Raw genomic sequence first — 17,675 nt, 5'->3', positions numbered from 1 at the left:
ACCTCCGCCGCGAACGGAGCGATCTTCGCCTCCGCCAGCGAACGCACCGCCTCACGGAGCATCCCGTGCTCCTCGGAGATCCGGAAGAGATCGAAGTCCGCCGCGCCTGCGCTGCCCGCCATGATGCCTGCCTCTTCGAAGAGTCGTGCCCGCCGTGGAGCCGACTGGTTACCGTCGGGTAGAGATCCTAGGGCGCCGACCTGCGGCTGCCTAGGACACAACTGCCCAGGACACGGCTGCCCAGGACATGTCTCCGAGTCAGTCGACGTCCGTGCCGAGGGTGTCGCCGGCCTTGTGCTCCTGGAAGTACTGGTCCGTCCGGTCGTTGCGGATCGCCTCCCACAACTGCGCCGCCGGACGGTCCGCCAGCAGCACCACGCTCTGGTCGCCCCGGGTGGCGAACCCGCCGAACGGGGCGTTCATGAAGCGGACGTCGTCGGCGCGCAGCGAGCGCAGGCCCCAGGCGAGCTGGAACAGGTCGGTGTTGGAGAGCCGGTCGTCCACGCTGACCACCTCGCCGATGGTGCCCAGCAGTCCGCCCAGCCGCGACGGGCTGGTGAGCGTGCCGGAGTCCATCACCTTGAGCATCAGCGCGCGCAGGAAGTTCTGCTGGCGCTTGGTCCGGTCGAGGTCGCCGCCGGGCAGCCCGTAGCGCTCGCGGACGTAGAGCAACGCCGTGGCGCCGTCCATGTGGTGGGTACCGGCCTCCCAGGCGCGGGCCTCGCCGACGCCCTCGATGGTGCGCGGAACGGTGATGTCCACCCCGCCGACGGCGTCGGTGAGGGCGCGGAAGCCGTTCCAGTCGATCACGGCGAGGTGGTCGATCCGGATGCCGGTGAGGCTCTGCACGGTCTCGGTCATCAGGGCCGGACCGCCCCAGGAGTAGGCGGCGTTCAGCTTGGCCTCGCCGTGCCCCGGGATCGGCACCCAGGTGTCCCGGGGCAGCGAGACCAGGGTCGCCGAGCTCCGGTCGTCGGAGAGGTGCAGCAGCATCATGGTGTCGCTGCGGGCCGCCCCGGCCTGCCAGGCCGGGGCCTTGGCCGCGCTGCCGGTGGTGGGGGTGTCGGAGCGGGCGTCCAGGCCGACCAGCAGCAGATTGAGGCCGCTGCCCGGGACCGGCTTCGGCTGGGCCGACTCCGGCGCGGTCGGGAAGGCGTCCGGGATCCGCTGCACGGAGGAGGCGTAGTGCTCGGCGGTCCACCAGAGGGCGCCGCAGCCGCCGACGACGAGGACGAGCAGCGCGGAGAGGGTCCAGAGCAGCACCCGGCGGGTCCGGCGGCGGCGGGCCGGCGGCTCGCGGTCCGGCTCCCGGTCCGGTGGCTCGCCGTCCGACGGAGGCTGCTCCCCGCTGTCCGCCGGGCCCCCCTCGGCGCCGGACGCACCGGCCGCCGGTTCGAAGAGGCTCAGGCCGGACGGCACCGGCCGCTGCGCGGGCTCGCCAGACTGCTCGTCCTCCGGCTCCATGTGCGTATTGTGCCGCCGCCCCGGCCCGCGCGGGGAGCTTTCGGGACAACGGCCGGAACCGGGACGGTCTGGGCGCTTTCCCCCCGGCCGGATAGCATCGGTGGGCGCGGCCCGGTGGGACCGCGTCCACCCTCACCCGTCGCCCGCTCGAAGGGGAAACCGTGACCCTCCGCATCTCCGTGATCGGTACCGGCTATCTCGGCGCCACCCACGCCGCCGCCATGGCGGAGTTCGGCTTCGAGGTGCTGGGTCTGGACATCGACCCGGAGAAGATCGCCACCCTCACCGCCGGCCAGGTCCCGATGTACGAGCCGGGCCTGTCCGAGCTGCTGCTCAAGCATGTGGCGGGGCACGAGGGTTCGACCGGCCGGCTGCGGTTCACCACCTCCGCGCAGGAGGCCGCCGAGTTCGGCGACGTGCACTTCGTCTGCGTCAACACCCCGCAGCGCAAGGGCGAGTTCGCGGCCGACATGTCGTACGTGGACGCCGCGATCGACTCGCTCGCCCCGCATCTGACCCGCCCGGTGCTGGTGGTCGGCAAGTCCACCGTCCCGGTCGGCTCGGCGGGCCGGCTGGCCGAGCGGCTGGCCGCGCTGGCCCCCGTCGGCGAGGGTGCCGAGCTCGCCTGGAACCCGGAGTTCCTGCGCGAGGGCTTCGCCGTCCAGGACACCCTGCGCCCGGACCGGATCGTGATCGGCGCCCGCGGCGGGCGGGCCGAGGAACTGCTGCGCGAGGTGTACGCCGAGCCGATCGCCGCCGGGGTGCCGTTCCTGGTCACCGACTACGCGACCGCCGAGCTGGTGAAGACCGCCGCCAACTCCTTCCTGGCCACCAAGATCTCCTTCATCAACGCGATGGCCGAGGTCTGCGAGGCGGCCGGCGCGGACGTCACCCAGCTGAGCGCAGCGCTCGCGCTGGACGACCGGATCGGCGGCAAGTTCCTCAACTCCGGCCTGGGCTTCGGCGGCGGCTGTCTGCCCAAGGACATCCGGGCGTTCATGGCGCGGGCCGGCGAACTGGGCGCCGACCAGGCGCTGACCTTCCTCCGCGAGGTCGACTCGATCAACATGCGCCGCCGCTCCCGGATGGTCGAGCTGGCGCGCGAGCAGTGCGCCGGCGGCTTCCTGGGCCGGCGGATCGCCGTCCTCGGCGCCGCGTTCAAGCCCAACTCGGACGACATCCGCGACTCGCCCGCGCTCAACGTCGCCGCCCAGATCCAGCTCCAGGGCGCGCAGGTCACCGTCTACGACCCGAAGGCGATGGACAACGCGCGCAAGATGTTCCCCGGACTCGCCTACGCCGACTCCGCCCTGGAGGCCGCCGAGGGCGCGCACGTCGTCCTGCACCTCACCGAGTGGCAGGAGTTCCGCGCGCTGGACCCGGCCGAGCTGGGCGCGGTCGTGGCCGAGCGCCGGCTGCTGGACGGCCGCAACGTCCTGGACGCCGACGCCTGGCGCGCCGCCGGCTGGACCTACCGCGCGCTCGGCCGCCCCAGCTGACGGGAATCCCCGGCCGCCGGCCTTCGTTGCCCCGGGCATGACGAACTACGGCGACGAAGCGACGGTCCGTTCCATCCTCACCGGCAAGGGTGACACCTGGGCGGTGGTCGGCCTGTCCACCAACACCGCCCGGGCCGCGTACGGCGTGGCCCGGTTCCTCCAGGAGCACGGCAAGCGGATCGTGCCGGTCCACCCGAAGGCGGAGACGGTCCTCGGCGAGCAGGGCTACGCCTCCCTCGCGGACGTCCCGTTCGAGGTCGACGTGGTGGACGTGTTCGTGAACAGCGCCCTGGCCGGGGAGGTCGCGGACCAGGCGGTGGCCGTGGGGGCGAAGGCGGTCTGGTTCCAGCTCGGTGTGGTGGACGAGGACGCCTACGCCCGGACCACCGCCGCCGGGCTGGAGATGGTCATGGACAAGTGCCCCGCGATCGAGTTCCCGCGGCTGGGCTGATCCGGCCGGGGCCGGGTGGGGCGGTCGGGCCGCCCCACCGGGCTCCGTGGGTCAGCCGTCCAGTCGGGCGAGGGTGGCGAGGGACGGGGCCCGGCCCGCGTCGCGGAGGCGGGCGGCGGCGCTCTCGGCGTCGCGCAGGACGCGGACGGCGTTGTGCCAGGTGAGCTTGGAGAGGTCGGTCTCCGACCAGCCGCGGCGCAGCAGTTCGGCGATCAGGTTGGGGTAGCCGGCGACGTCGTCGAGGCCGTCCGGGAGGAAGGCGGTGCCGTCGAAGTCGCCGCCGATGCCGATGTGGTCGACACCGGCGACCTCGCGCATGTGGTCGAGGTGGTCGGCGACGGTGCTGACGGTGGCGACCGGGCGCGGGTTCGCCTCCTCGTAGGCGCGCTGGCAGGCCATCCCGGCGGGGGTGGTGTCGAGGTGGTCGAAGCCGTGGGCGCGCATGTTCTCGTCGGCGGCGGCGGTCCACTCGATCGCGGCGGGCAGGATGAACTTGGGCACGAAGGTGGCCATCGCGACGCCGCCGTTGTCGGCGAGGCGGGCGAGCACGTCGTCCGGGACGTTGCGCGGGTGGGCGCAGACCGCGCGGGACGAGGAGTGCGAGAACAGCACCGGGGCCTCGCTGACCCGCAGGGCGTCGCGCATGGTGTCGGCGGAGACGTGCGAGAGGTCGACCAGCATGCCGAGCCGGTTCATCTCCCGGACGACCTCCTCGCCGAAGGCGGTCAGGCCGCCGGCGGCGGGCTTGTCGGTCGCGGAGTCGGCCCACGGCGTGTTGTCGTTGTGGGTGAGCGTCATGTACCGGACGCCGAGCGCGTACAGGGCGCGCAGGGTGGCGAGCGAGCAGTCGATCGAGTGGCCGCCCTCGGCGCCGATCAGGGAGGCGATCCGGCCCTCGGCGCGGGCGGCCTCCAGGTCGTCGGCGGTGAGGGCGAGCCGCAGCCGCTCGGGGAAGCGGTCGACCAGGGCGTGCACGAAGTCGATCTGCTCGAGGGTGGCGCTGACGGCGTGGTCCCCGGCCAGCCGGCTGGGCACGTAGACGGACCAGAACTGCGCGCCGACCCCGCCCGCGGTGAGGCGGACGAGGTCGGTGTGCAGCCGGGCGCTCTGGTCGGCGGCCAGGTCGAGCGCGTCGAGGTCGTAGCCGACCTGCTCGCGCATCGCCCACGGGAGGTCGTTGTGGCCGTCCACCACGGGGGCGGTGCGAAGGACGGCCCGGGCGCGCTCCAGCAGGGCGGCGGGCGTGGAATCCAGCAGCTCAGAGGTCATACGAGCTGTTGTATCCGACCAGGCTGCTTTTATGACTACTTTCCGAAGCCGAACGAGGCGGAACCCGCCACCTTGGCCCGGAGCTTCTTGCCCTTCTCGGTGGCCTGGCTGTTCAGCTCGGCCTGGAACTCGGTCATCCGCTCGGTGAGGTCCGGGTCGAAGGCGGCCAGCATCCGCACCGCGAGCAGGCCCGCATTGCGCGCGCCCGCCACCGAGACGGTGGCCACCGGGACGCCGGCCGGCATCTGCACGATGGACAGCAGGCTGTCCATGCCGTCCAGGTAGCGCAGCGGCACCGGCACGCCGATCACCGGCAGCGGGGTGACCGAGGCGAGCATGCCCGGCAGGTGGGCCGCGCCGCCGGCGCCCGCGATGATCGCCTTCAGGCCGCGCTTGTGGGCGCTCTCGCCGTACGCGACCATCTCGCGCGGCATCCGGTGCGCGGAGACGACGTCGACCTCGTAGGGGATCTCGAACTCGTCGAGCGCCTGGGCGGCCGCCTCCATCACGGGCCAGTCGGAGTCCGAGCCCATGACGATGCCGACGAGCGGGGAGGCGGGGGCGGTGGGGGCGGTCATTCGGTGATCGTTCCTCGCAGGTAGGCGGCCGCGTGGCGGGCGCGCTCACGGACGTCGTCGAGGTCGTCCCCGAAGACGTTGACATGGCCGACCTTGCGGCCGGGCTTCACGTCCTTGCCGTACATGTGGATGCGCAGGCCCGGGTCGCGGGCCATGCAGTGCAGGAAGGCGTGGTACATGTCCGGGTAGTCGCCGCCGAGGACGTTGACCATCACGGTCCACTTGGCGCGCGGCCGGGGGTCGCCGAGCGGCAGGTCGAGCACGGCCCGCAGGTGGTTCTCGAACTGCGAGGTGACGGCGCCGTCCTGGCTCCAGTGCCCGGAGTTGTGCGGGCGCATGGCCAGCTCGTTGACCAGGATCCGGCCGTCCCGGGTCTGGAACAGCTCGACCGCGAGGTGGCCGGTGATGTCCAGCTCGCCGGCGATCCGCAGGGCCAGCTGCTGGGCCTCGTCGGACAGCGCGGGGTCGAGGTCCGGCGCGGGGGCGGTGACCTCGGCGCAGACGCCGTTCTCCTGGACGCTCTCCACCACCGGGTAGGCGACCGCCTGGCCACTGGGAGAGCGGACCACGTTGGCGGCCAGCTCGCGGACGAAGTCGACCTTCTCCTCGGCGAGCACCGGGACGCCGGCCAGGAACGGCGCCGCGGCCGCCTCCTCGTCGCCGACCACCCAGACGCCCTTGCCGTCGTAGCCGCCGCGGACGGTCTTCAGGACCACCGGGTAGCCGGCGCCCTCGTTCGCGAACGCGGTCACGTCGGCCGGGTCGGCGACGATCCGGTGCCGGGGGCAGGGGACGCCGATGGAGTCGAGCTTGGCCCGCATCACGCCCTTGTCCTGGGCGTTGACCAGCGCGTCCGGACCGGGCCGGACGGCGATGCCGTCGGCCTGCAGGGCCCGCAGGTGCTCGGTCGGCACGTGCTCGTGGTCGAAGGTGACCACGTCGCAGCCGGCCGCGAAGCGGCGCAGGGTGTCGAGGTCGCGGTAGTCGCCGAGGACGACGTCGGAGACGACCTGTGCGGCCGAGTCCTGGGGAGTGTCGGCGAGGAGCTTGAAGCGGACTCCGAGCGGGATGCCCGCCTGGTGTGCCATGCGGGCAAGCTGCCCGCCGCCGATCATGCCCACCACTGGAAAATTCGCGTTGCCCGGGGAAGTCACCCCGCCAGGATATCCGGGCCGGTCGGAGGGTGTGGAACCGCTCCCGCCGCGACCGCGTCCCTACTGCGGGGCTCCGTCCGGTCGGACCCGGGGGGCTGAGCCGATCGGCGGAACCGGGTAGCCTGGTCGGCCAGGTCCTGATACGCGCGATCCGATCATGTGCGTGCACGCAGGGCTCAAGGGGACCGCGGCGCACCTGCCCCGGCGACCTTTCGTCCGCAGGCACATGGAGGCAGCCCGGTATGGCGACGACCACGGCGTCGGAACCCTCGCTGGCGCAGAAGCTGCGCGGCTTGAAGGGCGAGGCGATCAAGTTCGGCGCGGTCGGCCTCAGTGGCGTCGTGGTCAACTTCGCCATCTTCTGGATCTGCATCAACGGCCTGCACCTCGCCCCGGTGCGGTCCAACATCGCCGCCACGTCGATCGCGATCGCCACCAACTACCTGGGCTACCGCTACTGGCTTTACCGGGACCGGGACGCCGCCTCGCGCAAGCGGGAGATCATGCTGTTCCTGGTGTTCAGCGGCATCGGCATGCTGATCGACACCGGGCTGCTCGGAATCGCGAAGTACATGTTCGGACTCGCCAATCTCGAACTGCTGGCCGCGAAGGTGGTCGGCCTCGGGCTGGGCACGGTGTTCCGCTTCGTCTCGTACCGGACCTGGGTGTTCAAGGCCGTCCCGGAGCCGGTGACCGAGACCCCGGCCGTCCAGGACGCCACCGCCGCCCCCGCCGGGGCCGCCGCCGTGGTCGCCCAGGCCGAGCTGGTGCTGGCCGCCGAGCGGGTCCGGCTCGCCAAGGCCGAGTAGCGAGTAGAACGGACCTCCCCTCGGTTGCCGCCCCCGCCGCGGCAGGAGGAGAGTGGTGACGGAGGGCGAGCGCGGCCGGCGAACGATCGAGGCCCCGGGGGGACCCAGGAGGCTCGCCATGACCTTCGTCCAGATCATCGAGTGCCGGACCGACCGGATCGAGGAGCTCAACGGCCTGATGGACCGCTGGGCCGAGAAGACCGAGGGCCGGCGGACCGTCGACCACGCGATGGTCGGCACCGACCGCTCGGACCCCCGGCACGTGGTGGAGATCGTCGAGTTCGCCTCGTACGACGACGCCATGCGCAACTCGAACCTGCCCGAGACCGACCGGATCTACCGCGAGATGGTGGCGCTCTGCGACGCGCCGCCCACCTTCACCGACCTGGACGTGGTCCGCGACGAGCGGTTCTGACCGGCCCCGACGACACCGCTCACACCTCGCGCCGGCTGCGGCCGAGGAAGAGCGCGAACACCGCCGGCCGCAGCGAGAGCAGCTCCAGCCGCCCGCCGTCCGCCTCCGCGAGGTCGCGGGCGACGGCCAGCCCGATGCCGGTCGAGTTGCGCCCGCTGACCGCGCGCTCGAACACCCGGTTGCCCAGCTCGGGCGGAACGCCGGGGCCCTCGTCCTGCACCTCGACCACCACGGACGTCCCGGACGGCCGGACCCGCAGGGTGACCGTCCCGGCGCCGTGCATCAGCGAGTTCTCGATCAGGGTGGCCAGCACCTGGGCGACCGTGCCGGGGGTGCCGACGGCGGTGACCCCGCGCAGGCCCTCGACCTGGAGCACCCGCCCGGTGCCGCGCAGCGAGGGCCCCCACTCCTCGACCTGCTGCTTGACCACGTCGTCGACGTCGAAGGCGACGGCGGTGGGGCTGCGCGGGTCGCGCTGGGTGGTCAGCAGCCGCTGGACGACGTCGGTGAGCCGCTCGACCTGCTGGAGGGCGATGGTGGCCTCCTCCTTGACCGTCTCCGGGTCCTCGGCCAGCGCGGTGATCTCCTCCAGCCGCATGGAGAGCGCGGTGAGCGGGGTGCGCAGCTGGTGCGAGGCGTCGGCGGCGAGCCGGCGCTCGGCGGTGAGCATCCGGGCGATCCGTTCGGCGCTGACGTCGAGCACCTCGGCGACCCGGTCGAGTTCGGGCACGCCGTAGCGGCGGTCGCGCGGGCGCGGGTCGCCGGAGCCGAGCCGCTCGGCGGTCTCGGCGAGGTCGGTGAGCGGCTGGGCGAGCCGTTTGGCCTGCCAGACGGCGAGGGCGACGGCGGCCTGCACGGCGAGCAGCGCGACCACGCCGAGCAGCAGCAGCATGTTGGCGATCTCGTGGTCGACCGCCTCGCGGGACTGCTCGACGGTGACGGTCTCGCCGCTGGCGCCGCGTTCGACCGCCTTGAGCACATGGTCGCCGTCGGGCCGCTGCCCGCTGGAGACGACCGCCCGGCCGGGGATGTCCACCTCGACGTACTGGCCCTCGGAGACCTGGTTGGCGAACTTGTCGCCGGTGACCGGCTCGTTGGCGGCGAGCCGGTTCTCCACCAGGGCGAGCACCCGGACGGCGGCGGCGTCCACCCGGTCCTGGGCGGAGCTGACGATGGTGCGCTTCTCCACCACCGCCAGCGGCACGCAGAACACCACGACCACCACCAGGACGACTCCCAGCAGCGAGTTGATCATTCGGCGTTTCACGCTGCCGCTCCCGACGGTGGTGGGCACCCCCGGTCGGGGCGTCCGCTCGGGCTAATTCTTCTCGAAGCGGAAGCCCACCCCGCGCACGGTGGCGATGTAGCGGGGGTTGGCGGCATCGTCGCCGAGCTTCTTGCGCAGCCAGGAGATGTGCATGTCGAGGGTCTTGGTGGAGGTCCACCAGGTGGTGTCCCAGACCTGCCGCATGATCTCCTCGCGGGTGACCACCCGGCCGGCGTCCCGGACCAGCACCCGGAGCAGCTCGAACTCCTTGGCGGAGAGGGTGAGCTCCTCCTCGCCCAGCCAGGCGCGGTGCGACTCGATGTCGATCTTGACGCCGTGCGCGCCGGTGGTGAGCTGGTCGACGTTGCCGCGCCGGAGCAGGGCCCGGACCCGGGCGAGCAGCTCGGCGAGCCGGAACGGCTTGGTGACGTAGTCGTCGGCGCCCGCGTCCAGGCCGACCACCGTGTCGACCTCGTCGGCGCGGGCGGTGAGCACCAGGACGGGGCAGCTGCGGCCGTCCGCGCGCAGCCTGCGGCACACCTCCAGCCCGTCCATCTCGGGCAGGCCGAGGTCGAGGACGACCAGGTCGACCTCCTCGCCGAGCCCGGCGGCCAGTGCGGAGGGGCCGTCCTCACGGACGAGCACCTCGTATCCCTCGCGGCGCAGCGCCCGGGCAAGCGGTTCGGAGATCGCGGGGTCGTCCTCGGCGAGCAGCACACAGGTCATGGGCTGATGGTAGTCCGCCGGGGTGCGGCCGTTGCCGCCGTGAGGTAGTTCACAGTGCGTGATCGTTATACGGGGGACGGTCGAGCCCCAACCAACACGTCCGGGCCGCGTGTTCGGCGAAGATCCTGCTCCTCAAGCTTGAAAGCGAAGGAATAATCACTGCTCTACCATGGATAGCGTGGGCTGATCTCTCGCGGACTTTGCCATTTCCATACCTGATGCACGGCTTTTGTCATCTGATGCCGCCAAATATCGCCACGTAGAGTGGTTTCGTCCACGTCCGCCTCCACCCCCCTTGGCGGACGCTGTCAGGCAAGGAACCACTACACATGGCGTCTACGACCCTGGAGTCCGGCGTTCAGTCGGCCTCTCCCAGCGGCAAGACCTTCCTCGGGCACCCCCGGGGCCTCGCCACCCTCTTCATGAGCGAGATGTGGGAGCGCTTCAGCTACTACGGCATGCGTGCCCTGCTGGTGCTCTACATGACCGCCTCCGTCACCGACGGCGGCCTCGGCATGAAGATGGCCGTCGCGAGCGCCGTCTACAGCGTCTACACGGCGATGGTCTACCTGCTGGCCCTCCCGGGCGGCTGGATCGCCGACCGCTTCCTCGGCGCCCGGAAGACCGTCGCGCTCGGCGGCACGATCATCATGGTCGGCCACTTCCTGCTGGCCCTGCCGGTCGGTGTGTCGTTCTTCGCCGGCCTCGCGCTGATCGCGCTCGGCTCGGGCCTGCTCAAGGCCAACATCTCGACGATGGTCGGCCACCTCTACGACGGGCCCAACGACCCGCGCCGGGACGGCGGCTTCACCATCTTCTACATGGGCATCAACCTCGGTGCCTTCGCCGCCCCGCTGGTCATCGGCACCATCGGCCAGAAGGTCGACTGGCACCTGGGCTTCGCCCTGGCCGGCGTCGGCATGGCCCTGGGCCTCGCCCAGTTCCTGCTCGGCACCCGCCACCTGAGCGCCAAGAGCGACGTGGTGACCTCGCCGATCTCGGCCGCCGAGAAGAGCGCGATCTTCAAGAAGGCCGCCCTGTGGCTCGCCGCCGCCGTCGTCTTCTACGCGGTCGTCGCGCTGACCGGCCACTTCACCATCAACTGGGCGATCTGGCCGCTGTCCATCGCGGGCCTCGCGATCCCGGTCTTCGTCTTCGCCAAGGTGAAGCGCGACAAGGACCTCGACGAGACCGAGCAGTCCCGGATGAGCGGCTACATCTGGTTCTTCGTCGCCGCCGCCGTGTTCTGGATGATCTACGACCAGTCCGGTTCGACGCTGAACATCTTCGCGCAGGACAACACCTCGTCCACGCTGTTCGGCTTCGACTTCCCGTCCAGCTGGTTCCAGTCGCTCAACCCGCTGTACATCATGGCCCTGGCCCCGGTCTTCGCCTGGATCTGGGTGGCGCTCTCGCGCCGCGGCAAGAACCCCAGCACCACCGCGAAGTTCTCCTTCGGCCTGCTGATGATCGGCGCCTCGTTCATCGTCATGATGCTGGCGATGGCCGCCGCCTCCGGCGACACCAAGGTCACGCCGCTCTGGCTGGCCTCGGTCTACCTGATCCAGACCGTCGGCGAGCTGACCCTCTCCCCGGTCGGCCTGTCCGTCACCACCAAGCTGGCGCCGGCCAAGTACGCCAGCCAGATGATGGGCGTGTGGTTCCTCGCGGTCACCGCGGGCGACTGCGTCGCCGCCATCTTCCAGCTCGTCCTCGGTGACAGCGTGGTCGGCTCCACCTGGTACTTCGCGGTCCAGGGCGGCATGGCGATCCTCGCCGGCGCGGCGCTGTACATGTACCGCCGCAACGTCGTGCGGCTGATGGGCGACGTCCACTGACGTCTGCCCGACCGGCCCCGGCCGTTCTCCCCCGTCCGGCTCCCGCTCCCCGGTCCGATCTGCCTATGGTCCCGGCATGCCGACCGAATCGCTCCCCCGCCAGCTCGCCCGCACCGGACGCCTCACCCTCGGCGCGCCCGCCGCACCCACCGTCACCGCCGACGGCCGCACCGTGCTCTTCCTGCGCAGCCCCGCCGGCGACGACCCGACCGGACGGCTCTGGGCCCTCGACACCGACACCGGCGAGGAGCGCCTGATCGCCGACCCCGCCGCCCTCGGCGACACCGGCGGCGACCTCCCCGAGGCCGAACGGATCCGCCGCGAACGCGCCCGCGTCCTCGGCCGCGGCATCACCGCGTACGCGACCGACGCCACCGGCCGCACCGCCGCCCTCGCCCTCTCCGGCGCCCTGCTGCTCGCCGACACCGCCACCGGCGAGGTCCGCCGGATCCCCACCGCCACCGAGGTCCACGACCCCAGGCCCGACCCCACCGGCCGCCGCATCGCCTACGTCGGCGGCGGCGCCCTGCGGGTCGTCGGGGCCGACGGCCGGGACGACCGCGCGCTCGCCGAACCCGAGCACGAGGAGGTCCGCTACGGCCTGCCCGAGCACGTCGCCGCCGAGTCCATGCACCGCCACCGCGCCCACTGGTGGTCCCCCGACGGCACCCGGCTGCTGGTCGCCCGGGTCGACGAGCGCCCGCTGCGCCGCCTCCACCACGCCGACCCCGCCGACCCGGCCCGGCCCCCGCGCACGCACCGCTACCCGCTGGCCGGCACCGACAACGCCGAGGTCACCCTCTGGCTGCTCGACCTCGACGGCGGACGCACCGAGGTCCGCTGGGACCGGGCCGGCTTCGAGTACCTGACCGCCGCCGGCTGGGACGCCCACGGCCCGTACGCCGCCGTGCAGAGCCGTGACCAGCGCACCGTGCTCACCCTCGCGGTCGACCCCGCCGACGGCGCCACCCGCGTCCTCGCCGAACGCCGCGACGAGCACTGGGTCGAACTCCTCCCCGGCCTGCCCGTCCGGACCGCCGCCGGCTCGCTCGTCGACACCGCCGACCACGGCGACACCCGCCACCTCACCGTCGACGGCGCCCCCGTGACCCCGCCCGGCCTCCAGTTGCGCGCCGTCCTCGGCACCGACGGCGAGCAGGTGCTGTTCACCGCCTCCGACGAACCGACCGAGACCCACCTCTGGTCGTGGGACCCGGCCTCGGGCGCCGTCCGGCTCAGCCACGAGCCCGGCACGCACACCGGCGTGCGCCGCGCCGGCACGCTCGTCCACACCGCCCGCACCCCCGGCGCGCCCACCGGCCGCACCACCGTCCACCGCCCGGACCGGCCCGCCGCGACCCTCGTCTCCCACGCGCAGACACCCGTCCTCACCGCCCGCCCCGAACTGCTCCGGCTCGGCCCGCGCGAACTCCGCGCCGCGCTCTTCCTGCCCGCCGGCCACCGGCCCGGCGACGGCCCGCTGCCCGTGCTGCTCGACCCCTACGGCGGCCCCGCCATGGCCAAGGTCACCGCCGCCCCGCACTGGTGGGACCTGACCTCCCAGTGGTTCGCCGACCAGGGCTTCGCCGTGCTGGCCGTCGACGGCCGGGGCACCCCCGGACGCGGCCCCCGCTGGGAGAAGACCGTCTTCGCGGACATCGCCGACCCCGCCCTCGCCGACCAGGTCGACGCCCTGCACGCCGCCGCCGCGCTCCGCCCCGGACTCCTGGACCTCGACCGGGTCGGCATCCGCGGCTGGTCCTTCGGCGGCTTCCTCGCCGCGCTCGCCGTGCTGCGCCGCCCCGACGTGTTCCACGCCGCCGTCGCCGGAGCCGCCCCCACCGACCACCGGCTCTACGACACCCACTGGAAGGAACGCTTCCTCGGCCACCCGGACGAACACCCCGAGCGCTACGAGGCCGCCTCGCTGTTCCCCGACGCCCCCGGGCTGCGCCGCCCGCTGCTGCTGATCCACGGCCTCGCCGACGACAACGTGCTGCCCGCCCACAGCCTGCGGCTCTCCGCCGCCCTGCTCGCCGCCGGCCGCCCGCACGAGTTCCTGCCGCTGCCCGGCGCGGGCCACTCGCCGGCCGACCCCGGGGTGGCCGAGCACCTGCTGCACCACCAGCTCGACTTCCTGCGGCGGTCGCTGGGACTCGGCTGACCGAGGACGACGACGGGGCCGGGAGAGGCACACCCTCCCGGCCCCGCGCACCGCCCGAAGGCCCGTCAGGCCTCGCGCACGCGCGACCGCCGGACCTCGCACACCCTCCCGTCAGACCTCGCGCACACCCGCCCGCCAGACCGCCGCCGTCAGCGGCACACCCGGCCGGTAGGCCAGGTGCACCGGCGAGGGCGCCTCCAGCAGCTGCAGGTCCGCCCGGGCCCCCACCCGCACCGTGCCCACGTCGGTACGCCGCAGCGCCCGCGCGCCGCCCGCCGTCGCGGCCCAGACCGCCTCGTCCGGCGTCATGCCCATCTCCCGCACCGCCACCGCGATGCAGAACGCCATCGAACTCGTGAAGCTGGAGCCCGGGTTGCAGTCGGTGGACAGCGCCACCACCGCCCCCGCGTCCAGCAGCCGGCGCGCGTCCGGGTAGACCGCCCGGGTGGAGAACTCCGCCCCCGGCAGCAGCGTCGCCACCGTCGACGAGCCCGCCAGCGCGGCCACGTCCTCGTCGGTGAGGTGGGTGCAGTGGTCGGCCGAGGCCGCGCCCAGCTCCACCGCCAGCTGCACACCCGGGCCGTAGGTGAGCTGGTTGGCGTGCACCCGGGGGATCAGCCCGCGCTCGATCCCCGCGGTGAGGATCGCCCGGGCCTGGTCGCCGTCGAAGGCGCCCTTCTCGCAGAACACGTCCACCCAGCGGGCGTAGGGCGCGCAGGCGTCCAGCATCGGGCCGGTGACCAGCTCGACGTAGGCCGCCGGGTCGTCGGCGAACTCCGGGGCCACCACGTGCGCGCCCAGGTAGGTGGTCTCCGGCGTGTACGAGGAGGCGATCCGCAGCGCCCGCGACTCGTCCTCCACCGTGAGCCCGTACCCGGACTTGCACTCGACCAGCGTGGTGCCCTGGCGCAGCGCCTCCCGCACCAGCCGGGCCAGGTTGGCGTCGAGCTCGGCGTCGGCGGCGGCCCGGGTGGCGGCCACCGTGGTGCGGATGCCGCCGGCCGAGTAGGACTGCCCGGACATCCGGGCGTTGAACTCGGCGGTGCGGTCGCCGGCGAAGACCAGGTGGGCGTGCGAGTCCACCCAGCCGGGCAGCAGGGCGCGGCCCGCCGCGTCGAACACCTCGTCGGCGGCCGGGGCTCCGGCCGCCGGGCCGACCCAGGCGACGGTGCCGCCGTCGATCACCACCGCCGCGTCGGTGAGCGCGCCGAGCGGCCCGGTCCCGTGCGCGGGGTCGTTGGTGACCAGGGTGCCGATCCCGGTGATCAGGGTGCTCGGCATGGTCGGGCTGCTGCTCGGGGTGCTGGTCGAGCTGCTCACGTCGGAACCTTTCGGGGAGCGGGAACGGGGACGGAACGGGGAGAACGGGGGCGGAAAGCGGTGGCGGGAAACGGGAGCGGGGGCGGGCGGTCCGATGCCGCCCGCCCCCGGTCACCGCGGCAATGCCGGGAACTCAGCAGCCGAGCGCGGCGATCGAGGACCGCAGCGCTCCCGGCACGTCCGGCACCAGGGTGTGCGCGCCGTCCTTGACCACGTGCCGACCGCCGACCACCACGTGCCGGACGTCCGCCGCGGCGGCCGCGAACACCGCGATCTCCGCGCCCAGCCGGGGCGGCGGACCGGCCGTGCGCACCGAGTCCAGGGCGATCACGGTGAAGTCGGCCAGCGAACCGGCCTCGATCCGCCCCGCCTCGGGCCAGCCCAGCGAGGCGTGGCCGTCCTCGGTACCGGCCCGGAGCAGCGCGTTCGCCGTCCAGTGGCCCCGGGTGCGGGTGCGCAGCCGCTCGTCCAGCTCCAGCGCCCGGGCCTCCTCGAACGGGTCGATCACCGCGTGACTGTCGCTGCCGAGGGTGATCGGGCACCCCCCGGAGGCCAGCTGCCGGGCCGGGCCGATGCCGTCCGCGAGGTCCCGCTCGGTGGTGGGGCACATGCAGACGGTGGTGGAGGAGCCGGTCAGCAGCTCGACGTCCTCCTCGGTGAGGTGGGTGGCGTGCACGACCGAGGTGCGCGGACCGAGCGCGCCGCGGTCGGCGAGCAGCCGGGTCGGGGTGACGCCGTGCGCGGCGAGGCAGGCGTCGTTCTCGGCGGTCTGCTCGGACAGGTGGACGTGCAGCGGGGCCTCGCGCTCCGCCGCCCAGTCGGCGACGGTGCCGAGCTGCTCGGCGGGCACGGCGCGCACCGAGTGGATCGCGGCGCCGATCCGGGCGTGCTCGCGGGCCTTCAGCTGCTCGGCCCGCCCGGCCCAGGCCCCGGCGTCGCCGTCGCTGAACCGCAGCTGCGGCCTGGTCGGCTCGGTGCCGAAGCCGGCCGACAGGTAGCAGGTGTCGAGCAGGGTGATCCGGATGCCGGCCCGGGCGGCGGCCTCGATCAGCGCCTCGCCCATCGCGTTGGGATCGTCGTACCGGGCACCGCCGGGCGCGTGGTGCAGGTAGTGGAACTCGCCGACGGCGGTGATCCCGGCGAGCGCCATCTCCGCGTAGGCGGCGGTGGCGAGCGCCAGGTAGCGGTCCGGGTCGAGCGCGCCGGCGAACCGGTACATGGTGTCGCGCCAGGTCCAGAAGGTGCCGGAGCCGACCTGGACGTGGCCGCGCAGCGCCCGGTGGAAGGCGTGCGAGTGCGCGTTCGCCTGCCCGGGAAGCAGCAGTCCCTCCAGCCGGACGGCGCCGGGCGGGCAGGGCCCGCTGTCCGGCTGCACCCGGGCGATCTTGCCGCCGGCCCCGGTGGTGATCAGGACGTCCGGCTCGACCACCGGCCCGTTGGCGTGCGGCAGCCAGGCGTACTGCGCCCAGTACGTCGTCTGCGCGCCTCCGGCGCGACCTGTCGTCCGCGCGTCTCCGGAAGGGCTTACTGACACGCCAGGTCCTCCAGTACGTCGGCGAGGGCGGCGACGCCGGCCAGGCAGTCGGCCGGCTCGGCGTGCTCCGCCGGGGAGTGCGAGACACCGCTCGGGTTGCGCACGAACAGCATGGCGGTCGGGACCGCCGAGGCGAGGATCCCGGCGTCGTGTCCCGCGCCGGTGGGCAGCACGGGGACGCCGCCCAGCCGGGCGGCGAGGCGGTCGCGCAGTGGGCCGTCGAAGTCCACCACCGGGGTGTAGGACTCGCGGGTCAGCCCGACCTCGACGCCGTCGCGCTCGCCGCGCTCGGCGGCGGCCCGGCCGATCTCCTCGACCAGCGCGGTGAGGGTGGCCTCGTCGGCCGCCCGGGAGTCCAGCCAGCCGCGCACCAGCGAGGCGATCGCGTTGGTGCCGTTGGGCTCCACCGCGACCTTGCCGAAGGTGGCCAGCGCGCCCGCGAGCTTCGCCTTCTTCCGCGCGGCGAGCACGGTGTTGGCGTAGGTCAGCATCGGGTCGCGGCGGTCCTCGATCCGGGTGGTGCCGGCGTGGTTGGCCTCGCCGCGGAAGTCGAACCGCCAGCGGCCGTGCGGCCAGATCGCGCTCGCCACGCCGACCGGGTGCTCCTCGGTGAGGTAGCGGCCCTGCTCGACGTGGAGTTCGACGAAGGCGCCGATCCGGGCCAGCCGGTCGCCGTCCGCGCCGATCGCGGTCGGGTCCTGGCCGGCCCGCTCCATCGCGTCGGGCAGCCGGACGCCGTCGGCGTCGCGCAGCTCGTACGCCTGCTCCTTGGCGAGCACGCCGGCGGTGAGCCGGGAGCCGATGCAGGCCACCCCGAACCGGGCGCCCTCCTCGTCGCCGAAGTTGACGATCGCCAGCGGCCGGGCGAGCCCGGTCCCCCGGGCGCGCAGCTCGTCGAGCGCCGCGAAGGAGGAGACCACGCCGAGCGGGCCGTCGAAGGCGCCGCCGTCCGGGACGGAGTCCAGGTGCGAGCCGGTGACCACCGCGCCCTCGCCGGCCGGGTCGCCGAGCCAGGCCCACTGGTTGCCGTTGCGGTCCAGCTCGTAGTGCAGGCCGCGGTCGCGGGCCTGCTGCTCGAACCAGGACCGGCACTCGGCGTCGGCGCTGTTCCAGGCGAAGCGGCGGTAGCCGCCGGAGGCGGCGGAGCGGCCCACGGGGAGCAGCTCCGCCCACATCCGTTCGAAGCT

General features: G+C 73.5%; 14 protein-coding genes and 2 pseudogenes. 6 read left to right on the top strand and 10 right to left on the bottom strand.

The genetic code is table 11. The annotated features are described in order from the left end of the window. A pseudogene (locus IF01_RS46800) lies at positions 1-122 on the bottom strand (acyl-CoA dehydrogenase); the annotation flags it as partial. A 136-nt stretch (positions 123-258) separates the two neighbouring features. Further along, positions 259-1,464: an LCP family protein gene (locus tag IF01_RS0112690; protein WP_078879901.1), complete on the bottom strand. Its 1,206-nt coding sequence runs from the start codon at positions 1,462-1,464 to the stop codon at positions 259-261. A gap of 161 nt (positions 1,465-1,625) precedes the next feature. Between IF01_RS0112690 and IF01_RS0112685 the strand changes: the two genes are divergently transcribed. Both IF01_RS0112685 and IF01_RS0112680 read left to right on the top strand, forming a co-directional pair. After that, positions 1,626-2,963 (top strand): UDP-glucose dehydrogenase family protein, encoded by a 1,338-nt coding sequence (locus tag IF01_RS0112685; RefSeq protein ID WP_030393457.1) that lies wholly within the window; start codon positions 1,626-1,628, stop codon positions 2,961-2,963. A gap of 37 nt (positions 2,964-3,000) precedes the next feature. Next, a complete protein-coding gene (locus tag IF01_RS0112680) occupies positions 3,001-3,414 on the top strand; it encodes a CoA-binding protein (RefSeq protein WP_030393456.1) in 414 nt (137 codons plus the stop codon). Between the two features lie 51 nt (positions 3,415-3,465). Here the strand turns inward: IF01_RS0112680 and IF01_RS0112675 are convergent, their stop codons facing one another. Genes IF01_RS0112675 through IF01_RS0112665 form a run of 3 tightly spaced genes read right to left on the bottom strand, consistent with a single transcriptional unit; the run spans position 3,466 to position 6,415 of the window. After that, positions 3,466-4,683 carry a dipeptidase gene (locus IF01_RS0112675; protein ID WP_030393455.1) on the bottom strand — a complete coding sequence of 406 codons (1,218 nt, stop codon included), beginning with the start codon at positions 4,681-4,683 and terminating at the stop codon, positions 3,466-3,468. Between the two features lie 35 nt (positions 4,684-4,718). Beyond that, on the bottom strand, positions 4,719-5,261 hold the full coding sequence (gene purE / locus IF01_RS0112670) for a 5-(carboxyamino)imidazole ribonucleotide mutase (protein WP_030393454.1): 543 nt from the start codon (positions 5,259-5,261) through the stop codon (positions 4,719-4,721). Next, positions 5,258-6,415 carry a 5-(carboxyamino)imidazole ribonucleotide synthase gene (locus tag IF01_RS0112665; protein ID WP_078879900.1) on the bottom strand — a complete coding sequence of 386 codons (1,158 nt, stop codon included), beginning with the start codon at positions 6,413-6,415 and terminating at the stop codon, positions 5,258-5,260. The genes purE and IF01_RS0112665 overlap by 4 nt, the downstream gene beginning before the upstream one ends. A gap of 242 nt (positions 6,416-6,657) precedes the next feature. Here IF01_RS0112665 and IF01_RS0112660 point away from each other — a divergent pair, with 242 nt between their 5' ends. Together IF01_RS0112660 and IF01_RS0112655 are read left to right on the top strand one after the other, a co-directional pair. Beyond that, on the top strand, positions 6,658-7,224 hold the full coding sequence (locus tag IF01_RS0112660; protein WP_030393452.1) for a GtrA family protein: 567 nt from the start codon (positions 6,658-6,660) through the stop codon (positions 7,222-7,224). A gap of 118 nt (positions 7,225-7,342) precedes the next feature. Beyond that, positions 7,343-7,633: pseudogene (locus IF01_RS0112655) on the top strand (ester cyclase); the annotation flags it as partial. Positions 7,634-7,658: 25 nt separating this feature from the next. Here the strand turns inward: IF01_RS0112655 and IF01_RS0112650 are convergent. Together IF01_RS0112650 and IF01_RS0112645 are read right to left on the bottom strand one after the other, a co-directional pair. After that, a complete protein-coding gene (locus IF01_RS0112650) occupies positions 7,659-8,906 on the bottom strand; it encodes a sensor histidine kinase (RefSeq protein WP_030393451.1) in 1,248 nt (415 codons plus the stop codon). Between the two features lie 51 nt (positions 8,907-8,957). Beyond that, positions 8,958-9,632 carry a response regulator transcription factor gene (locus tag IF01_RS0112645; protein ID WP_030300686.1) on the bottom strand — a complete coding sequence of 225 codons (675 nt, stop codon included), beginning with the start codon at positions 9,630-9,632 and terminating at the stop codon, positions 8,958-8,960. Positions 9,633-9,961: 329 nt separating this feature from the next. On the opposite strand from IF01_RS0112645, the gene IF01_RS0112640 reads away from it, so the two are divergent. Next, a complete protein-coding gene (locus IF01_RS0112640; protein ID WP_030393450.1) occupies positions 9,962-11,470 on the top strand; it encodes a peptide MFS transporter in 1,509 nt (502 codons plus the stop codon). A 76-nt stretch (positions 11,471-11,546) separates the two neighbouring features. Then, the gene (locus IF01_RS0112635; protein ID WP_030393449.1) at positions 11,547-13,634 is read left to right on the top strand and encodes a S9 family peptidase; all 2,088 of its coding nucleotides are present in this window, start codon (positions 11,547-11,549) and stop codon (positions 13,632-13,634) included. Positions 13,635-13,745: 111 nt separating this feature from the next. Here the strand turns inward: IF01_RS0112635 and hutI are convergent, their stop codons facing one another. The 3 genes from hutI to IF01_RS0112620 all read right to left on the bottom strand — a co-directional run bounded on the left by hutI (position 13,746) and on the right by IF01_RS0112620 (position 17,663). Then, positions 13,746-14,915, bottom strand: a complete 1,170-nt coding sequence (gene hutI / locus IF01_RS0112630) for an imidazolonepropionase (RefSeq protein WP_030393448.1) — start codon at positions 14,913-14,915, stop codon at positions 13,746-13,748. A 172-nt stretch (positions 14,916-15,087) separates the two neighbouring features. Next, positions 15,088-16,488: a formimidoylglutamate deiminase gene (locus IF01_RS0112625; protein WP_051755255.1), complete on the bottom strand. Its 1,401-nt coding sequence runs from the start codon at positions 16,486-16,488 to the stop codon at positions 15,088-15,090. Continuing rightward, on the bottom strand, positions 16,479-17,663 hold the full coding sequence (locus tag IF01_RS0112620; protein WP_030393446.1) for an allantoate amidohydrolase: 1,185 nt from the start codon (positions 17,661-17,663) through the stop codon (positions 16,479-16,481). Before IF01_RS0112620 ends, IF01_RS0112625 begins: the two co-directional genes overlap by 10 nt. Positions 17,664-17,675 lie beyond the last annotated feature (12 nt).

The organism is Kitasatospora purpeofusca (assembly GCF_000718025.1).
Lineage (GTDB): Bacteria > Actinomycetota > Actinomycetes > Streptomycetales > Streptomycetaceae > Kitasatospora > Kitasatospora purpeofusca.
The sequence above is the reverse complement of the archived record's forward strand: the minus strand, read 5'-3'. Positions and strand labels throughout refer to the sequence as shown.

Bases quoted from the DNA above. Each gene is read 5' to 3' on its own strand.
- IF01_RS0112690 (WP_078879901.1), bottom strand. From the start codon at position 1,464: ATGGAGCCGGAGGACGAGCAGTCTGGCGAGCCCGCGCAGCGGCCGGTG.
- IF01_RS0112680 (WP_030393456.1), top strand. From the start codon at position 3,001: ATGACGAACTACGGCGACGAAGCGACGGTCCGTTCCATCCTCACCGGC.
- IF01_RS0112675 (WP_030393455.1), bottom strand. From the start codon at position 4,683: ATGACCTCTGAGCTGCTGGATTCCACGCCCGCCGCCCTGCTGGAGCGC.
- purE (WP_030393454.1), bottom strand. From the start codon at position 5,261: ATGACCGCCCCCACCGCCCCCGCCTCCCCGCTCGTCGGCATCGTCATG.
- IF01_RS0112660 (WP_030393452.1), top strand. From the start codon at position 6,658: ATGGCGACGACCACGGCGTCGGAACCCTCGCTGGCGCAGAAGCTGCGC.
- IF01_RS0112645 (WP_030300686.1), bottom strand. From the start codon at position 9,632: ATGACCTGTGTGCTGCTCGCCGAGGACGACCCCGCGATCTCCGAACCG.
- IF01_RS0112640 (WP_030393450.1), top strand. From the start codon at position 9,962: ATGGCGTCTACGACCCTGGAGTCCGGCGTTCAGTCGGCCTCTCCCAGC.
- IF01_RS0112635 (WP_030393449.1), top strand. From the start codon at position 11,547: ATGCCGACCGAATCGCTCCCCCGCCAGCTCGCCCGCACCGGACGCCTC.
- hutI (WP_030393448.1), bottom strand. From the start codon at position 14,915: ATGCCGAGCACCCTGATCACCGGGATCGGCACCCTGGTCACCAACGAC.
- IF01_RS0112620 (WP_030393446.1), bottom strand. From the start codon at position 17,663: ATGTGGGCGGAGCTGCTCCCCGTGGGCCGCTCCGCCGCCTCCGGCGGC.